This is a genomic window from uncultured Sphingomonas sp. (assembly GCF_913778135.1).
GTDB lineage: Bacteria > Pseudomonadota > Alphaproteobacteria > Sphingomonadales > Sphingomonadaceae > Sphingomonas.
The window spans coordinates 1-16,400 of the sequence record NZ_CAJYVU010000202.1 but is presented as its reverse complement, the minus strand read 5'-3'; the positions used below and the strand labels follow the sequence as shown (position 1 = coordinate 16,400).

The window sequence follows — 16,400 nt, the reverse complement described above, 5'->3', positions numbered from 1 at the left end:
ACGAGCGCGATGATCCCGATGATCAGCCCGCTGCTCGATCCGCGACGCTCGATCACGGTGGTGTGCGGGGTCTGCGTGATGCGATCTTCGGCCATGCCATCCTCCTGTGATTGGTGATGGCGAAAACCGAGCCGGACAGCACTTGTTCCGCGTGCGTGACGAACGCCGGACACGCGAACGGTGGGGCTGCGTCTGCGCTACCCCGCCGCGTGTCGCTGACGATCTCAGGCGATCAGAACGGCAGCTTGAACCCCGGCGGCAGTTGGAGACCGCTGGTCATCTTTGACATTTCGGTCGACGACGCCGCATCCGCCTTCGCGCGCGCGTCGTTCAACGCGGCAGCGACCAGATCCTCGACCATCTGCTTCTCGTTCGGCTGCAGCAGCGACTCGTCAATCGACACTGCGATGATCCGGCCCTTCGCCGACGCTTTGACCTTGACGAGGCCCCCGCCCGCAGTGCCGTCGACCTCGATTGTGTCGAGCCCGTCCTGCGCCTTCTGCAATTCGGCCTGGACGTTCTGCGCCATTGCCAGAATGTCGTTCAAATCCTTCACGAGAGACTCCGTTTGGCTGCGGGCGGATCGATAAGCTCCGCCCCGGGAAAAGCGTCGAGCGCGGCCAGTACGGCCGGGCTCTGCGCAACAGCATCGTGACGCGCCTGCACCGCGTCGAGTTCCGCCTCGCGCACCGACGGCGCACCCGGCGCGTCGACCATCGCGACCTTCCACACCCGCCCGGTCGCGTCCTTCAACGCGGTCGCGAGTTCGACCAGCAGGTCGGCCGGCAGCGGGCGGGTGTTGCTGAACTCGATCTCGGGCGGCGCGTAGCGGACCAGTCGTGCCGCGTGGCGCAACCGCGCGACCAACGCGATCTGCCCGGCCTGTTCGACGGTGTCGAGCGCGTCGGCAAACTCGCGCGGGGTTCGATCAGCCGGCGGTGGCGGCGTCGGCGGCACGGCAGCAGGAGCGGGAGTGGCAGGACGGGATGCCCCCGCATCGGGGCCACGGCGCGCGAGCTCGCCCGGATCGGGTAGGCTGGCGGCATGGATCACGCGCAGCAGCGCCATCTCCGCCGTCTCGATCGGCAGTGACGCGCCGCTCACTTCCTCATATCCCTTGAGCAGCAGCTGCCACAGCCGGTGCAGCACCGGGAACGACATCGCCCCCGCCCAATCGCGATAGGCGGCGCGCTCCTCCACCGGCTGGGCCGGATCCTCCGCCGCGCCGACCTTGATCAGCGTGATGCCGTGCACCGCCTCCAATAGCCCGCGCATCACCGTCTGCGGATCGACGCCGAGCGCATATTGCCGCCGGAGCGCCACGAGCGCGTCGGGTGCATTCCCCTCGAGCAGCAGCGCGAGCAAATCACGCACCGCGCCGCGATCGGACAGCCCCAGCATCTCGCGAACCGCGTCGGCGCGCACGCCCCCGCCTTCCAGATCGGCGTGCGCGATCGCCTGGTCGAGGATCGACAGACCGTCACGCGCCGATCCTTCCGCGGCGCGCGCGATCAGCGCCAGCGCCTCAGCTTCGGCCTCGACCCCTTCCGCCTCGGACACGCGCGCGAAATGGTCGGCCAGCTTCTCGGCCGGGATACGCCTCAGGTCGAAGCGCTGGCAGCGCGACAGCACGGTGATCGGCACCTTGTTCACCTCGGTCGTGGCGAACAGGAACTTCACGTGCGCGGGCGGCTCCTCCAGCGTCTTCAACAGCCCGTTGAACGCCGCCTTCGACAGCATGTGGACCTCGTCCACGATGTAGATCTTGAACCGCGCCGAAACCGCGGCGTAGCGCGACGCCTCGATGATCTCGCGCACGTCGTCAATGCCGGTGTGGCTCGCCGCGTCCATCTCGATCACATCGATGTGGCGCCCTTCCGCGATCGCGCGACATGGCTCGCATACCCCGCACGGATCGATCGTCGGTCCGCCCTGCCCGTCCGGGCCGATGCAGTTGAGCGCTTTCGCGATCAGCCGCGCAGTGGACGTCTTCCCCACTCCGCGCACGCCCGTCAGCAGGAACGCGTGCGCCAGCCGCCCACGGCGGATCGCGTTGGCGAGCGTCGTCACCATCGCGTCCTGCCCGATCAGCGCGGAAAAGGTCTGCGGTCGGTACTTGCGCGCGAGAACGCGGTACGTCTCGGGCTTGGCGGGTGCCGCAGGCTGGGGTGGGGAGCCGAGGTCGAAGGAGTCGGACATTGCCGACCGATGTAGGACGCGGGGGCGCGTTTGTCGAAGCGAATGCTGCGTGAAGGCGGATGAGCTAGTTCGATGCTACGGGCGGCGCCGCGGCGGAGCTGCGTCGTCGGACGAGGCTTCGCGTCGCCGGCCGCGCTTGCGAGCGTGGCCCAGCTTGGCTGCGCACTCGCACGCTGCGCGGTGAGAGCCGGAACGACCCGCGGCGAAATCGTTGTGGCTGCTTCCTTCCGGACCTGACCAGGTTGGCGACGACCACGTCCGCCCGACTCTCGCGCGCCATATGGCGGAGCCGGGCGGAGGGATCAAGCGATTAGCGGCGGTAGCGCACCGTGCGACAGACCGTCACGCGGCGATGATTGCGCCAGCGCTTCTCGCACACGCGCTTGGTGCGCCAGCGGTTGTGATAGCGCGGGCCCTCGTGACGGACGACGGTGCGCTCGCGGACCACCACGCGCTGCTGTGCCGTCGCGGGCGCGGCCGTCGCCGCCACACCGGTGAGCGACAATGCGCCGAGCGCGAGCATGGACATCAATTTCTTCATCATCGTCTCTCCTCAGTAGCGGACGCGGTAGCAGCGGCGGACCGAACCATAGCGGGCGGGACGATAGCGGCAGACGGTGCGGAAGCGCGGCCCGCGCCAGCGGCGATCGTTGCGGTACCCGCGACCACGAAAGCGGCGCGGCGGCGCGTAATAGCGACCGTTGTGGTAATAGCGGCCCGAGTGCCAGCCACGATCGTCGCGCCAGCGCTGCGCATCCGCCGCCACCGGCGTCATCGCGCTGGCGGCAATCACGCCGGCCAGGCTCAACATCATCAGCTTCATGCCCTTTACTCCTCTACTGGCCCCCCATGCTGCGCAGAATAGGTCAGCGATGCTGCTGGTTCCGTGAACCGGTCGGTCAGCCGAGAGTCAGGCGGCGGGGAGACGGAGTCGCAGCCCTTCCAGTGCAGCCGTGAGCAGTACCTGGCACGCGAGCCGACTGGTGCGGCGCGCGTCGGGCACCAGGTCGAGCATATCCTCCTCCTCGTCGCTGGCGGGCGGCAGTCGGCCGAAATCCTCCGCTGCGACGACGACGTGACAGGTCGCGCACGCCATGTCGCCGCCACAGGTTCCCTCCAGCGGCAATCCCGCGCGCTGGCAGGCATCGAGCAACCGCTCGCCCGGTTCGCCCGCGAATTCGGAGACGGCGTCGCCGTCGACGACATACAGCTTCACGCCGCGATCCTCTGCACACGCGCGGCGGCGACGATCCGCGCGACCCCGTCGCGCACCTCCGCCTCGGTCGTGTAGCGCCCGAAGCCGAGCCGGATCGAGCTGCGCGCCTCGCGCTCGCTCAGCCCGATTGCGCGGAGCACGTGGCTCGCCCGCCCCGATCCGCTCGCACACGCGCTGCCGGCGGAGAAAGCGAGATCGCGCAGGTCGCTCATCAATCGGTTCACATCCAGTCCGTCGTGCCGGACATTCACATTACCGTGGTAGCGCGGATCAATCGCGCCGTTGATCGTCCAGTCTCGCAGCTGTTCGGTCGCGAGTTGCCAGAGCAGCTCGATGTGCGCGGCGTCCTCGACCCTGCGCTCGCGCATCAAACGCGCCGCCGCGCCGAACCCTGCGCACAGGGCCGGGCTGAGCGTACCCGAACGTCCGTCCTCCTGATACCCGCCGTGCAGCAGCGGGGTCAGCGCCACACCGTCGCGCCGCCACAGCGCGCCGATGCCCTTGGGTCCGTGCACCTTGTGTGCCGACACCGCGACCAGATCGACCGTGTCGGGGATCGGAACGCGGCCGTACGCCTGGACCGCGTCGCACAGCATCACCGCGCCCACCTTTTGTGCCATCTCCGCCAACGCCGCGACCGGCTGCACCACACCGATCTCGTTGTTGACCAGCATCGCCGCGACCAGACCGGTGCCGGGCACGATCGCCGCGCGCGCCGCCTCCAGGTCGACCAATCCATCCGGCGCAACCGGCAGCACCGTCACCGATCGCCCACGCGCCGCCTCGGCTGCAGCCGTGTCGAGTACCGCGGCGTGTTCGGTCGCGAGCGTGACGATGCCGCCGCTCGTCCCCTTGATCGCCCAGTTGAGCGCTTCCGTTGCGCCGCTGGTCAACGACACGCGTCCGCCGAATGGGAGCAGCCGCGCGATTTCGTCGCGTGCGATCTCGACTGCCGCTTTCGCCGCACGTCCAGGGCGATGCGGCGAGTGCGGATTGGCGAAACCGTCGCGCAGCCACGGCAGCATCGCATCAAATGCCTGTGGAGCGAGCGGCGTAGTCGCCTGATAATCGAGGTAGATCACGCGGCAAACGTTCGTGTCTCGCGCGCGATACCGCGCCACGCGGCGATGAAGCGCTCGACATCCGCCTCGCTCGTCGTGCGACCGAAGCTGACGCGCACCACCTCGCGCGTGCGCTCCTCGCTCCACCCCATCGCGCGCAGCACGTGACTGGGTTTGAGGCTCCCGCTCGCGCACGCACTGCCCGCCGACACCGCAATGCCGCCCAGATCGAAGCGGATCAACTGCGCATTCGCGGCGACGCCGGGCATGCGGTAGCTGCCGATCGCGGGGTGACGCTCGGCGCCCTCACCCACGACCTCACCGCCCGAACGGCGAATGGCGTCGTCGAGCCGCGCGCGCATCGTCGTCCAGCGGTCGACCGGCTCGGGTTCGGCGAGTGCGGCGGCATAGCCGAGCACGCCCGGCGAATTCTCCGTCCCCGCACGATAGCCCCGCTCCTGCCCGCCCGATGGCGCGAGCGCCGCCAGATCGCGCACCAGCAGCGCGCCGACGCCCGGCGGACCACCGCGCTTGTGCGCCGACAGCGCCACCATGTCGGCGTGAGCGGAAACCTCGTCGCCCTCCCCCGCCGGCATCTGCGCCGCGTCGACCAGCAGCAGCGCGCCGGCCGCGTGGACAGCCTCGGCAATCTCTGCGATCGGCTGTCGCACTCCCGTCTCGCTGTTGCACCATTGCACGCACACCAGCCCGCCAGTCACTGCATCGAGCGCGTCGCGCGTCACCACGCCATTCATGTCGACCGTCAGCACCTGCGGGTTCGCGCCCGATCGCCACACCGCGTCGTGCTCGACCGCGCTCGCGTACCGCCCCGCCGCGTGCGTGCGGTTGAGCGCGAGCCCAAGCGACTCGCTCGCGCCGCTGGTGAACAGCACCTCTCCCGCCCAGCCATAAGCCCGCCCGACCTGCGCGCGCGCTTCCTCCAGCGCCTGACGCGCCGCCCGACCCTCGCGGTGCGGCGACGACGGATTGGCCCAGATCGCCATGCCTGCCAGCACCGCTTCGCGCGCCGCCGCGGTCATCGGCGTCGTCGCTGCGTGATCCAGATAGAGACGATCCGACACAAAACGTTCCATTCCTGACGTCCGCGCCTATATAGCGCGCCATTCCGGGCGCTCGCGCGTCCCTGACTCATAGTACGAGTGACCATGCCCGAAGTCATCTTTCCCGGTCCCGAAGGTCGCATCGAAGGCCGCTTCGCCCCCGCGCCACGCCCGCGCGCACCGGTCGCGATGATCCTGCACCCGCACCCGAACGCGGGCGGCACGATGAACAACCGCATCGTGCAGGAGCTGTACAAGACGTTCCAACGCCGCGGCTTCGCGACGCTGCGCTTCAACTTCCGCGGCGTGGGCAAGAGTCAGGGCGTGTTCGACAACGGTGTCGGCGAATTGTCCGACGCGGCCGCCGCGCTCGACTGGATCCAGAGCTTCCATCCCGAGGCGCAGACGACGTGGATCGCAGGCTTCAGCTTCGGCGCATGGATCGGCATGCAGCTGCTGATGCGCCGGCCGGAAATCCGCGGCTTCATCTCGGTCGCGCCGCCGGCCAACCTTTATGACTTCACCTTCCTCGCGCCCTGCCCGTCGTCGGGAATCATCATCCAGGGCGCGGAGGACGAGGTCGCGACCCCGCCGGCGACGCAGAAGCTGGTCGACAAGTTGCGCACGCAGAAGCACATCACGATCCACCACGATACGATCCCGCGCGCGAACCACTTCTTCGAGCACGAAATGCCGGATTTGATGAAGAGCGTGGACAATTATCTGGATATGCGGCTGGACCCTAATTCACCCATTCGCTGAGCTCGCCGGAGCGGAATAGCTCACGTCTCGCTGGCGAGCCCGGCCGGCGGCGCACCAGCGCCGACCGACGACACGGGCTCTGCCCGTGTCCCCACGCCTACAGCGTCCAGACCAGCACATTCCCCAGCAACACCAGCGCCACCACGAGCATCAGCACGCCCTTGCGCCGATCGCGGCCCGTCCGGATCAGCTGAATACCGCCGATCACGCAAGCGAACACGCCCAGCATCGCGATCGCGGGCGCTGCACTCGCGATCGTGCCATACACGCCCCCGGTCACGCGATCGCCCGCGCATAAGCGTCGATATCGACGTTCCCGCCCGACAGGATAACGAGCAGCCCCGGCTCGAGCGCGATCTTTCCCGCCAACAGTGCGGCGAGCGCGACCGCGCCGCCCGGCTCGACCACCAGCCGCAATCGCTCCGCCGCCCAGCGCTGCGCGGCGCGAACCTCTGCCTCGCTCACCGCCACGCCCGTCGCATCGCGCCGGCTCAGCACGTCGAAGGTGAGCGGCGAAACCTCCTTCGTCTGCAACGCGTCGCACGCGGTCGGCGGCGGGTTCGGCCCGACGGGTTCGATCCAGCTCGCCTCCAGACTGCGGCGCATGTCGTCCCAGCCCTCCGGCTCGACCACCGTGATCGCGGCATCCTTCAGCGCCAACGCGATCCCTGCCGATAGCCCGCCACCACCGCACGGGATCACCGCTCGCGCGCATGGCGGAAGCCCCAACGCCGCCATCTGCTCCGCCGCCTCGATCCCGGCGCTGCCCTGCCCCTCGATGATCCACGGATCGTCGAAGCTCGGCACCAATGTGGCGCCGCGCGCCTCCGCCAACCGCGCAGCGATCAGCTCGCGGCTCTCGCTCATCCGGTCATAGTCGACCACCTCGGCGCCGAGCGCCAGCGTCGCCTCGCGCTTTGCCCTCGGCGCATCCGACGGCATCACGATCGTCGCCGCCATGCCGAGCCGCTTCGCCGCCCAGGCGACCCCCTGCGCGTGGTTGCCGCTGGAGAAAGCGACAACGCCGCGCGCACGCGCTTCCTCGTCCATCGCGGTCAGCCGGTGCCAAGCGCCGCGTATCTTGAATGCACCGATCGGCTGCAGCGATTCGGCCTTCATCGCCACCGCCACGCCGTCGATCGTCACCACGTACAAGGGCGTCGGCGGCAGGATCGCGGCGACCTTCGCCGCGGCGTCGCGAACCCCTGCGCGTGTCGGTTGTCGTAAAATCGTCACAGTTCATGGAATGCCACGAAACAAGGGTCTGCGAAACGCTTTACAGGGGGGTATCTCACTCCTATGTGACCCCTCCGCTGCCCCAAGGGACTTCCACCGCAAGGCAGTGATCTGTCGAACAACAAGTCCGCGGCGCCGCCGTGGCACGGAGGTCCCTTGAATTGCACAACCATCATCGCGCGCTGGGGCTAGCGTCCCAATCGACTGCCGCTCGTGGCGGCATCGACATCGCCAAGGGTGGACCGGTTCAGCCGGTCACGCTCGTTCGTCCCCACGCCGCGGCGCGGGCCGCCCGCTTCTTTTCGGAGAAGTTTCCGGGCCGCTCGATGTATGCGGTAAAGGCGAACCCTAGCCCCGAGCTCCTGCAGATCCTGTGGGATAACGGCATCACGCACTACGATGTCGCCAGCCTCGCCGAGGTCCGGCTTGTCGCGCGTACGCTGCCGCAGGCGACGCTCTGCTTCATGCACCCGGTCAAGGCCGAGGAAGCCGTGCGCGAAGCTTATGCGACTCACGGCGTTCGCACCTTTAGCCTCGATTCGATCGAGGAGCTGGACAAGATCATGCGCGCGACCGGCAACGCGACCGATTTGACGCTGTGCGTCCGGTTGCGCGTATCGTCGGAGCATTCGAAGCTTAGCTTGGCGTCCAAGTTCGGCGTTGCGCCGCACGAGGCGAAGGAGCTGCTGTTCGCGGCGCGACAGGCTGCCGACGCGCTCGGCATCTGCTTCCACGTCGGCAGCCAGGCGATGACGCCAGACGCCTACGCCGATGCGATGGAGCGCGTGCGCGCCGCGATCGTCGATGCGGCGGTGACGGTCGACGTCATCGACGTAGGCGGCGGTTTCCCGTCGAGCTATCCCGGCATGGAGCCGCCCCCGCTCGAGCGCTATTTCGAGACGATCCACCGCGCGTTCGAGAGCCTGCCGATTTCCTATTCGGCCGAGCTCTGGGCCGAGCCAGGCCGCGCGCTCTGCGCCGAGTACAGCAGTGTCGTCGTGCGCGTCGAGCGTCGCCGCGGCAACGAGCTGTACATCAACGACGGCGCGTACGGCGCATTGTTCGACGCCGCGCACATCGGCTGGCGCTTCCCGGTCACGTTGCTGCGCGAGCCGGAATCGACCGTGCGCGACCATCCGTTCTCGTTCTACGGTCCGACCTGCGACGACCTCGACCATATGGCAGGCCCGTTCCTGTTGCCGGCGGACGTGCAGGCGGGCGATTACATCGAGATCGGCATGCTCGGCGCTTACGGCTCGGCGATGCGCACCGCGTTCAACGGCTTCGGCTCGGATGAGACGGTGATCGTCACCGATGAGCCGATGGTCTCGCTCTACGAGACGATCGAGCAGGACAATGCCGAAGTAACCTCGAACGTCGTCAAGCTGTAACTCACAGCCGGCAACGAACCGGTGGCGGCGCGCATTGACGTGCCGCCACTTACGGGTTTGCGCGTCCCCATTTGAACGACGTCGCGCCGATCATGCGGGGAGCATCCCATGACTGACACCCTCAACAAGACTGCGGGCGCGAACGCGCCGATCAACGACAATCGCAAGGCCGAACTGCTGTCCAAGCAGGTCAAGCACATCGACATCACCAGCTTCGACGCGCGCCCGATCGTCGATGCGATGAGCGATATGAGCTTCACGAGCCGTGATCTCGGCCGCGCGACCAAGATCTACAACGACATGCTCGCCGACAAGGATTGCACGGTCGTGCTCGTCATCGCCGGCTCGACCTCGGCGGGCGGCTGCATGGACCTCTACGCCGAACTGGTGCGCAACAAGATGGTCGACGTGATCGTCGCCACTGGTGCCACCATCGTCGACATGGATTTCTTCGAGGGTCTGGGTCATAAGCATTACCAGGCGCTCGAGGTGCCCGACGACGACACGCTGCGCAGCCTCTACATCGATCGTATCTACGATACCTACATCGACGAGGAGCAGCTGCAGGACTGCGACTTCACGATCAACAAGATCGCGGAAAGCCTCGATCCCAAGCCCTACAGCAGCCGCGCATTCATCCGCGAAATGGGCAAGTACCTCGTCGAGCACGGCAAGAAGGACAACAGCCTCGTCAAGCTCGCCTACGAGCATGACGTGCCGATCTTCTGCCCGGCGTTCGTCGACTCCTCCGCCGGCTTCGGCCTCGTCAAGCATCAGGTCGACGCGGCGAAGGAAGGTCGCCCGTACATGGTGCTCGATGCGATCGCCGACTTCCGCGAGCTGACGCAGATCAAGATCGAGGCGGGCACCACCGGCCTCCTGATGATCGGCGGCGGCGTGCCGAAGAACTTCATTCAGGACACCGTCGTCTGCGCCGAGATCCTGGGTCACGAGGATGTTGAGGTCCACAAATATGCGGTGCAGATCACCGTTGCCGACGTGCGCGACGGCGCCTGCTCGTCCTCGACGCTGCAGGAGGCCGCGAGCTGGGGCAAGGTCAACACCGGCATCGAGCAGATGGTCTTCGCCGAGGCCGGGTCGGTGATGCCGCTGCTGGCGAGCGACGCGTATCACCGCGGCCACTGGAAGGACCGTGCCAAGCGCGGTTGGGCCAAGTTGTTCGCAGCCTGAGTCCGCACGCGGATAGCGATGCTATCCGCGAGACGGCACAGGCTCGGCCGGCGCGGGTGCCAGCACCCGCGTCCGACCTCACGGAATTCACCCCCGTGACGCAGTCCTTCCCTTTACGCCCTTTCGTGACGCGAGTGCCTGCACTAGCGTCGCGACATGGACGAGCCACTGATGTACACGCCCCACGCGATGCTCCAGCCGGTCGTCGCGCTGATCGCCTGGACGCTTGTAATGCTCGGCTGGATGCTCGCAACCCGGCTGCCTGCAATGAGCCGGGCCGGGATCAAGCTATCTGCGCTCACCGGCAGCAAGGCGGCGGATGCCGACCGCTCGCTGCCGGCCGAAGCGCAGTGGAAGGCGCACAATTACAATCACCTGCTCGAACAGCCGGTGCTGTTCTACGCGGTGTGCGGGGTGATCGCGCTGGCCGGTACGAGCTACGGGGTCAACGTCGCGCTCGCCTGGATCTACGTCGCCTTGCGCGTCGCGCACAGCATCTGGCAGGCGACGGTCAATCGCGTGTCGGTACGCTTCTATCTCTTCATTGCGTCGTCGCTGGTGCTGGCCGCACTGACGCTCCACGCAGGTCTGGCGGTATTCTGACATGGCAAAAGGCGAAACATTCGAGCGGCACCGCCAACCCTGGACCGCGGACGAGATACAGAAGCTCCATACGCTCGCGAAGAAGGGCATGGCGCTGAAGGCGATCGCCAAGGCGCTCAAGCGGTCGGAGGAATCGACCAAGGACCGCGCCAAGGCCGACGGGCTGTCGATCGCCAAGCTGCGCTAAGATCATGACCGCGAGTTAATTGGCGCGGTCATCTCTGCCCGCGCATATCCGCGCGCATGGAAATCGAAGTCAGCGCCGAGGCGAAGGACAAGCGCCTCAACCGCGGGGTCGCGATAACCGTCGTCGTGCTGTCTGTCGCGATGGGGCTCGGCAACATCAAGGACGGCAACATCGTTCAGGCGATGGACCGTGCCGAGGCACACAGCGTCGATCGCTGGAACGAATATCAGGCGACCCGGGTCAAGGCGCGCGTCGTCGAGACAAGCATGGCCGAGGTCACCGCCGCGCACGGCACGCCGCCCGCCAGCTTCGCCGCCGACCTCGCGCGCTACAAGGGCGAGACCCCGCAGCTAAAGGCGCAGGCGCTAGGGTATGAGGCGCAGTACGACGCGCTGAACGTGCACGACGACCAGTTCGACGCGAGCGAGGCCGCGCTCTCCACTGCTATCTCGGTCGCGGCGGTCGGGGCGCTGGTCGAGGCGCCGTGGGTGCTCGCCGCCGCTTGGGTGTTCGGCGCGTTCGGGCTATTTTTGTCGCTGTGCGGCTTCGCGGGGTGGGGCTTCCATCCCGACGTGCTGAGCACGCTGCTTGGCTAGGCGAACAGCCGTCTCAGGCTGCGCTCGAGCATGACGAATTGCCACAATGTCCGCCCATGCTCCTCGCGCCCTGTCCTATGCGCCTCCGCGACGCGCGCGATCTCGTTCATGTCGAACCAGCCGCTGTCGCCTAGCACGCGCGAGCGCGCCAGCCCGGCGGCCTCGCCCGCCAACGCGCCGCGGAACCATGCACTGACCGGTGTCACGAACCCCATCTTGGGCCGGTACAGAATATCGTGCGGCAGATAGCGTTCCAGCGACCGCTTCATCAGCCACTTGCCCTCGCCGCCGCGAAGCCGCATCGCCTGCGGCAGCGTCGCCACGAACTCGACCAGCCGATGGTCAAGCAACGGCTCCCGCGCTTCCAGCCCCACCGCCATGCTGGTGCGGTCGCTCTTGGTCAGGATGTCACCGGGCAGCCAGATCTTCATGTCGGCATATTGCGCGCGGTCGATCGCGTCTCGCGCAGGCGCGTCGCGCATCGCGACGATGTAGCGATCCTCCGCGCGATATCCGACAAGCGCCCTTCGCGCTCCATCGCTGAACAACGCGCGGCGCAGCGCGGGCGTCGTCACCCCGACCGATCGCGCGTACGCCTCCGCGCCATCGTCGGCGAGCGCCAGCAGCGTCGTCTTGGCGCGCAGCGGCCGCGGCGCCCAGTCCGCCTTGGGGTAAACCCTTCCCAGCGTCCCGAACACTCGCCGCCGCATCTCGGGCGGAAACAGCCCACGCACGCGCTCCTCCGCCGCCTGGAAACGATAGCGGCGATAGCCCGCCATTGCCTCGTCCGCGCCGTCGCCCGAGAGCGCCACCGTCACGTGCTCACGCGCGAGCGCGGCAACCTGATAGGTCGCCAGCGCAGAGGCGTCCGCGAACGGCTCGTCGAACGCCGCGACCAACGTGTCGATCAGCCCGAAATCATCGGGTCGCACGACGCGGACGTGATGATCGGTCGCGAACCGCTCGGCCACCGCAGCGGCGTGCGTGCGCTCGTCATGTCCCGCATCGTCGAAGCCGATGGTGCAGGTCTTGACCGCGGCCCGGCTCGCCTCCGCCATCAGCGCGACCACCGCGGAACTGTCGACCCCGCCCGACAGGAACGCGCCGAGCGGGACGTCCGCGACCATGCGCGAACGCACCCCGTCGCGCATCCGCGCGAGTAATTCCTCGCCCAGCGCTGCGGTCGAGCCGCGCGTGCGATTGGCGAATGATATGTCCCACCATTGCCGGGGCTTCGCCGCGCCCTTACCGCGCTCGATCAGCATGTAATGCCCGGCCGCCAGCTTGTTGACGCCCGCGACCAGGCACGCGTCGTCGGGGACGTAGCCGTAGGCGAGGTAATCCTCGACCGCGCGCATGTCGGGCTTTCGCCTGAGCAAGGGATGCGCGAGCAGCGCCTTTAGCTCTGACCCGAACGCGATCGCCCCGTCGGACAGCTCGGCCCAGTGGAGCGGCTTCACCCCCATCCGGTCACGCGCCAGGAACAGCGTCTGCGTCTTGGCATCATGAATCGCTAACGCGAACATGCCGTTCAGCCGCTGCAACATCGCAGCACCCCAGGCAGCATAGCCGTGGAGCAGCACCTCGGTATCGCCATCGGTCGCGAAGACGTGCCCGCGGCGCTGCAACTCCTCGCGCAGCTCGCGGTAATTGTAGATCTCGCCGTTGAACACGATCGTCAGCCGCGCGTCGGTGGTCGCCATCGGCTGCGGCGATCCTTCGAGATCGATGATCGACAGCCGCCGATGCGCGAAACCGACGCCGGGCGCGGTCCACACGCCCGCGCCATCGGGGCCACGATGCGCGATAGCGTCCGCCATCGCGCGCAATCGTGCGGGGTCCACCGGCTTGGGCGTGGCGGGATAGAACAGCCCCGCGATGCCGCACATCAGCGAGGGCTTTCGGCGATCCGCAGCATCGCGTCGCCCGGCTCGCCCAGGCTGGCGATGAAACGTTCAATCACGCCACGCGCATCGTGCCCGGGCGAGGTCACAGCCGACAGGTGCAGCGCGATCCCGGGCTGGGGCGCGCCGAACAGCCGCATCTTCACCGTTGCGAGCTTCACCTGTTTGTCGTCCCCCGTCACCGTGTCCCCAACGCGGTACCATGTCGCGACGACGCGCTCCACCTCCCCGCCGCCCGTACCCGACGGCGCATCGGCGACGATCCGCACGGCGCGACCGCCAACAATCGCGGGCAGGTCGGCGACGCGCACCCATCGATCGTCCTCGCGCAGCACCCCCGTGCCGTAGGAGACGAGCTCGCGCCCTTCCTGCTGCGACGCGTACACCGCGATGCTGACATCGACCGCGTCGCCCGCGGCATTGGCGTAGCGGCCGAGCAGGAAATGGTCGGCGCCGGGATGATAGGCCGACCAAGCGGCGCGCGGGTCGAGATCGACGCGGTGCCATCCGGCGACCTCGGGCAGTCCGATCCGCGCGGGCAAGGATGCCGCACGCGCCATGATCGCCGCAGCGGTGGCCGGGAACACGCTCGCCCCCGCGACCACCAATGCTCCCGCCGCGATCACCTCCATCGTCAGCCGCGGGCGCGCCTGCAACGTTGCGGGATCGAACGCGGGATCGTCGGGCGAGCGGTCGAACCAACGCCACGCTAGCGCTATCACGCCCGCCATGACGATCGCGAAAAATACCCAGCCGTAGACGATATGATCGAACCCCGTCGCCGCCTCGACGCTGGTCAGATGCGCGGCGTAGATCGTCCCGAACGCACGGACGCCGTTGGCGAGCACCGGCACGACGACGCAGACGAGCATGAAGACGGCGCGCCTGCCCCAAGAGGTAAAGCATTGGTTCGCGACCAACACGCCGAATGCGACCATCGAAATGACGAACTTCGTCCCCGAACACGCCTCCGCGACCTCGAAATAATAACGTCCGGCATGGATCAGCACCCCGTCAACAACGGCGGGCACGCCGAAGAGGTGGAGCAAAGGCATGGTGATCGCAACCGTCACATCCTGCAGCGGCGGCTCCAGCTCCTGTCCGAACGGCACCATGAAGAAGGCGTAGCCGAGCGGAAACAGCAGCCCGCGCGCCACATTGGGGCCGAGCGTGGTGACGACCGCGCCCTCAAGCATCAGCACGAGGCCGAGTTGCCGAGCCAGCGCCACCCCGGCGATCTCGCCGAGCAACCAACCCGTACCCCCGGCTGCCACGACGAGCAGTCCCGGCGCCCATGCCTCGGGCCGCACCCGTGCCAGCTCAGCGCGCCTCGCCGAGACGAGCCAGGCGACGACCGGCGCGATGAACAGGCAGTGGCCGAACGTTGTGCTGGTCCACCACAGATGCACGATATCGCGCACGTCAGACTGGAAGATCAGCAGCAGCGCCGCCGCCGACAACGCCAGTACAACCAGATGCCGCGTCCAGGGGGTTGTCGCGAAGCTGCGACGCGGCAAGGCGATCGTCACGCCGCCACCCTGGTCTGCGCCGGAAGGTTCATCATCGCGTCGAGCGGGGCGAGACACGCGTCCCACGCGTAACGCGTCTGCACCCGCGCGCGCGCCCTCTGTCCCAGCGACCGTGCCGTGGCTGGCTCATCAAGCAGCGCGTTCACCGCTTCCGCCATGCCCTTGCCCGCGGCGATCCGGATGGTACCCGCGTGGTCGATCCCCTCGGCCGCCGCTGGCGAAGCGACCACCGCGCGCGCCATCGCCATCGCTTCCAGCACCTTGTTCTGAATGCCACGCGCCAACCCGAGCGGTGCGACCACGACGTCGGCGGCGGCGAGCCAGCCGCGCACGTCGGGCACCTCTTCGGTCACGATCACCGCATCGCTCGCGAGCGCACGCACTTCCCGTACTGGCGCGCGGCCGACGATCGCGAAACGCACGTCGGGGTGCCGCACACGGACGCGGGGCAGCACGTCGCGCGCGAAGGCGACCACCGCGTCGACATTGGGTTTGTAGTCCATCTGCCCGGTGAACACGATCAACCGTCCCTGCCCAGACACGGGCACGAAGCTGGCGGTTGGGTCGAAGAAGCTGGTATCAATGCCGTTTTCGAGCGCGCGAGCACTCGGAATCAGTGCTGCTTCTTCGGCGCTGACGAACAGGCTCGCCGCGACGCGGGCAGTTACCTCGCGCTCATAGGCACCGAGCAGACGCGCCTCACGGTGGTACATCCAGCGCGTCAGACCCGACGCGTCCTCGGCAAAGGCCGCGAACTTGGCCGAGTCGGCATCGACGAAGTCCATCACCGCCGGCACGCCCTCGGGCAGATACTGCGCCATCTGCCCCGAGAAGGCGTACACGCGGTCGGTCGGCCGCTCCCGCACGATCCGCGCGACCGCTGCACGCACGCATGGATCGTCGAATGCCGTTAGCGACAACGGTCGGCCGCTCGCAATTGCTTCCAACCCGGCGCGCCAGCGTGGCTTCGTTCGCTCCACCACCACGCATTCGCCAAGCAGGTCACGAAACTCAGCCGGTGGCGTCAGATCGCGCGGATCGTCCGCGAACGCGACCAGATGCACCCGCGCGCGCTTCGCCAGGTGACGCAGGACGTGATAGCTCCTTATCTTGTCGCCGCGATCGGGCGGGAACGGCACGCGGTGCGCGAGGAACAGGATATCCATCGTCAACCAAGCCCACGGCTGATCCACGGGCCGACCAGATTGGCGATCGGCAGCGGAAGCTTCGCCCACGTCCGCACCATCAGGGCGTATTTGGGGTTGAGCGGATTGACCTCGCGCCGCTCGCCCTCGCTCCACGATGCGTAGGCGAGCGGCTCGCCGGTGAAGCCCCAATTCTTCTTGAACGCAGCAGCACCGGTGCCGACCTTCGAGCGCCCGAAGTCGAAGCGCGTGCAGTCGCGCGACCGCGCATGTGCCATCAGCGCGAAATACATCCGGTCGTTGGCGCGCAGCTCACGCG

At 67.8% G+C, this 16,400-nt stretch carries 18 protein-coding genes, 1 other RNA gene and 1 pseudogene; 6 read left to right on the top strand and 14 right to left on the bottom strand.

From position 1 onward, the window contains the following. Nucleotides 1–232: 232 nt before the first annotated feature. The 8 genes from QZ847_RS16960 to QZ847_RS16925 form a co-directional block, all read right to left on the bottom strand. Nucleotides 233–556 (bottom strand): YbaB/EbfC family nucleoid-associated protein, encoded by a 324-nt coding sequence (locus tag QZ847_RS16960; protein ID WP_294358915.1) that lies wholly within the window; start codon nucleotides 554–556, stop codon nucleotides 233–235. Further along, nucleotides 553–2,199 carry a DNA polymerase III subunit gamma/tau gene (locus tag QZ847_RS16955; protein WP_294358912.1) on the bottom strand — a complete coding sequence of 549 codons (1,647 nt, stop codon included), beginning with the start codon at nucleotides 2,197–2,199 and terminating at the stop codon, nucleotides 553–555. Before QZ847_RS16955 ends, QZ847_RS16960 begins: the two co-directional genes overlap by 4 nt. A gap of 176 nt (nucleotides 2,200–2,375) precedes the next feature. Then, an RNA gene (gene ffs, locus QZ847_RS16950) (signal recognition particle sRNA small type) lies at nucleotides 2,376–2,473 on the bottom strand. Between the two features lie 36 nt (nucleotides 2,474–2,509). Continuing rightward, nucleotides 2,510–2,740, bottom strand: a complete 231-nt coding sequence (locus tag QZ847_RS16945) for a hypothetical protein (RefSeq protein ID WP_294358908.1) — start codon at nucleotides 2,738–2,740, stop codon at nucleotides 2,510–2,512. A 12-nt stretch (nucleotides 2,741–2,752) separates the two neighbouring features. Beyond that, entirely contained in the window at nucleotides 2,753–3,022 is a 270-nt protein-coding gene (locus QZ847_RS16940; protein WP_294358906.1) for a hypothetical protein, read from the bottom strand. 87 nt (nucleotides 3,023–3,109) lie between these two features. Continuing rightward, nucleotides 3,110–3,415, bottom strand: coding sequence for a 2Fe-2S iron-sulfur cluster-binding protein (locus QZ847_RS16935; RefSeq protein WP_093003355.1), 306 nt, complete (start codon nucleotides 3,413–3,415; stop codon nucleotides 3,110–3,112). Further along, nucleotides 3,412–4,497, bottom strand: a complete 1,086-nt coding sequence (locus tag QZ847_RS16930) for a cysteine desulfurase family protein (RefSeq protein WP_294358897.1) — start codon at nucleotides 4,495–4,497, stop codon at nucleotides 3,412–3,414. Before QZ847_RS16930 ends, QZ847_RS16935 begins: the two co-directional genes overlap by 4 nt. Then, the gene (locus QZ847_RS16925) at nucleotides 4,494–5,570 is read right to left on the bottom strand and encodes an aminotransferase class V-fold PLP-dependent enzyme (protein ID WP_294358894.1); all 1,077 of its coding nucleotides are present in this window, start codon (nucleotides 5,568–5,570) and stop codon (nucleotides 4,494–4,496) included. Before QZ847_RS16925 ends, QZ847_RS16930 begins: the two co-directional genes overlap by 4 nt. Before the next feature lie 72 nt (nucleotides 5,571–5,642). Between QZ847_RS16925 and QZ847_RS16920 the strand changes: the two genes are divergently transcribed. Beyond that, on the top strand, nucleotides 5,643–6,299 hold the full coding sequence (locus QZ847_RS16920; protein ID WP_093003359.1) for an alpha/beta hydrolase: 657 nt from the start codon (nucleotides 5,643–5,645) through the stop codon (nucleotides 6,297–6,299). 97 nt (nucleotides 6,300–6,396) lie between these two features. Here QZ847_RS16920 and QZ847_RS16915 read toward each other — a convergent pair whose 3' ends face one another. Continuing rightward, nucleotides 6,397–6,579: a hypothetical protein gene (locus QZ847_RS16915; RefSeq protein ID WP_294358917.1), complete on the bottom strand. Its 183-nt coding sequence runs from the start codon at nucleotides 6,577–6,579 to the stop codon at nucleotides 6,397–6,399. Continuing rightward, nucleotides 6,576–7,535 carry a threonine/serine dehydratase gene (locus QZ847_RS16910; RefSeq protein WP_294358891.1) on the bottom strand — a complete coding sequence of 320 codons (960 nt, stop codon included), beginning with the start codon at nucleotides 7,533–7,535 and terminating at the stop codon, nucleotides 6,576–6,578. Before QZ847_RS16910 ends, QZ847_RS16915 begins: the two co-directional genes overlap by 4 nt. A gap of 161 nt (nucleotides 7,536–7,696) precedes the next feature. Here QZ847_RS16910 and QZ847_RS16905 point away from each other — a divergent pair, with 161 nt between their 5' ends. From QZ847_RS16905 to QZ847_RS16885, 5 genes are all read left to right on the top strand, one after another. After that, the gene (locus tag QZ847_RS16905) at nucleotides 7,697–8,926 is read left to right on the top strand and encodes a type III PLP-dependent enzyme (protein ID WP_294191403.1); all 1,230 of its coding nucleotides are present in this window, start codon (nucleotides 7,697–7,699) and stop codon (nucleotides 8,924–8,926) included. 108 nt (nucleotides 8,927–9,034) lie between these two features. Continuing rightward, a complete protein-coding gene (locus QZ847_RS16900; protein ID WP_294358890.1) occupies nucleotides 9,035–10,117 on the top strand; it encodes a deoxyhypusine synthase in 1,083 nt (360 codons plus the stop codon). 156 nt (nucleotides 10,118–10,273) lie between these two features. Further along, complete coding sequence (locus QZ847_RS16895) at nucleotides 10,274–10,720, top strand: MAPEG family protein (RefSeq protein WP_294358887.1); 447 nt, start codon at nucleotides 10,274–10,276, stop codon at nucleotides 10,718–10,720. A gap of 1 nt (nucleotide 10,721) precedes the next feature. After that, nucleotides 10,722–10,907, top strand: coding sequence for a hypothetical protein (locus QZ847_RS16890; RefSeq protein WP_017978200.1), 186 nt, complete (start codon nucleotides 10,722–10,724; stop codon nucleotides 10,905–10,907). A gap of 56 nt (nucleotides 10,908–10,963) precedes the next feature. Continuing rightward, complete coding sequence (locus QZ847_RS16885; protein WP_294358884.1) at nucleotides 10,964–11,503, top strand: DUF4337 domain-containing protein; 540 nt, start codon at nucleotides 10,964–10,966, stop codon at nucleotides 11,501–11,503. On the opposite strand, the gene QZ847_RS16880 is transcribed toward QZ847_RS16885, so the two are convergent. The 4 genes and pseudogenes from QZ847_RS16880 to QZ847_RS16865 all read right to left on the bottom strand — a co-directional run. Next, nucleotides 11,500–13,392 (bottom strand): XrtA/PEP-CTERM system amidotransferase, encoded by a 1,893-nt coding sequence (locus tag QZ847_RS16880; protein WP_294358882.1) that lies wholly within the window; start codon nucleotides 13,390–13,392, stop codon nucleotides 11,500–11,502. The genes QZ847_RS16885 and QZ847_RS16880 overlap by 4 nt on opposite strands. After that, complete coding sequence (xrtA, locus tag QZ847_RS16875) at nucleotides 13,392–14,936, bottom strand: exosortase A (protein WP_294358879.1); 1,545 nt, start codon at nucleotides 14,934–14,936, stop codon at nucleotides 13,392–13,394. The genes QZ847_RS16880 and xrtA overlap by 1 nt, the downstream gene beginning before the upstream one ends. Next, nucleotides 14,933–16,102 carry a TIGR03087 family PEP-CTERM/XrtA system glycosyltransferase gene (locus QZ847_RS16870; RefSeq protein WP_294358877.1) on the bottom strand — a complete coding sequence of 390 codons (1,170 nt, stop codon included), beginning with the start codon at nucleotides 16,100–16,102 and terminating at the stop codon, nucleotides 14,933–14,935. Before QZ847_RS16870 ends, xrtA begins: the two co-directional genes overlap by 4 nt. A gap of 2 nt (nucleotides 16,103–16,104) precedes the next feature. Further along, nucleotides 16,105–16,400, bottom strand: a pseudogene (locus QZ847_RS16865) (FemAB); the annotation flags it as partial.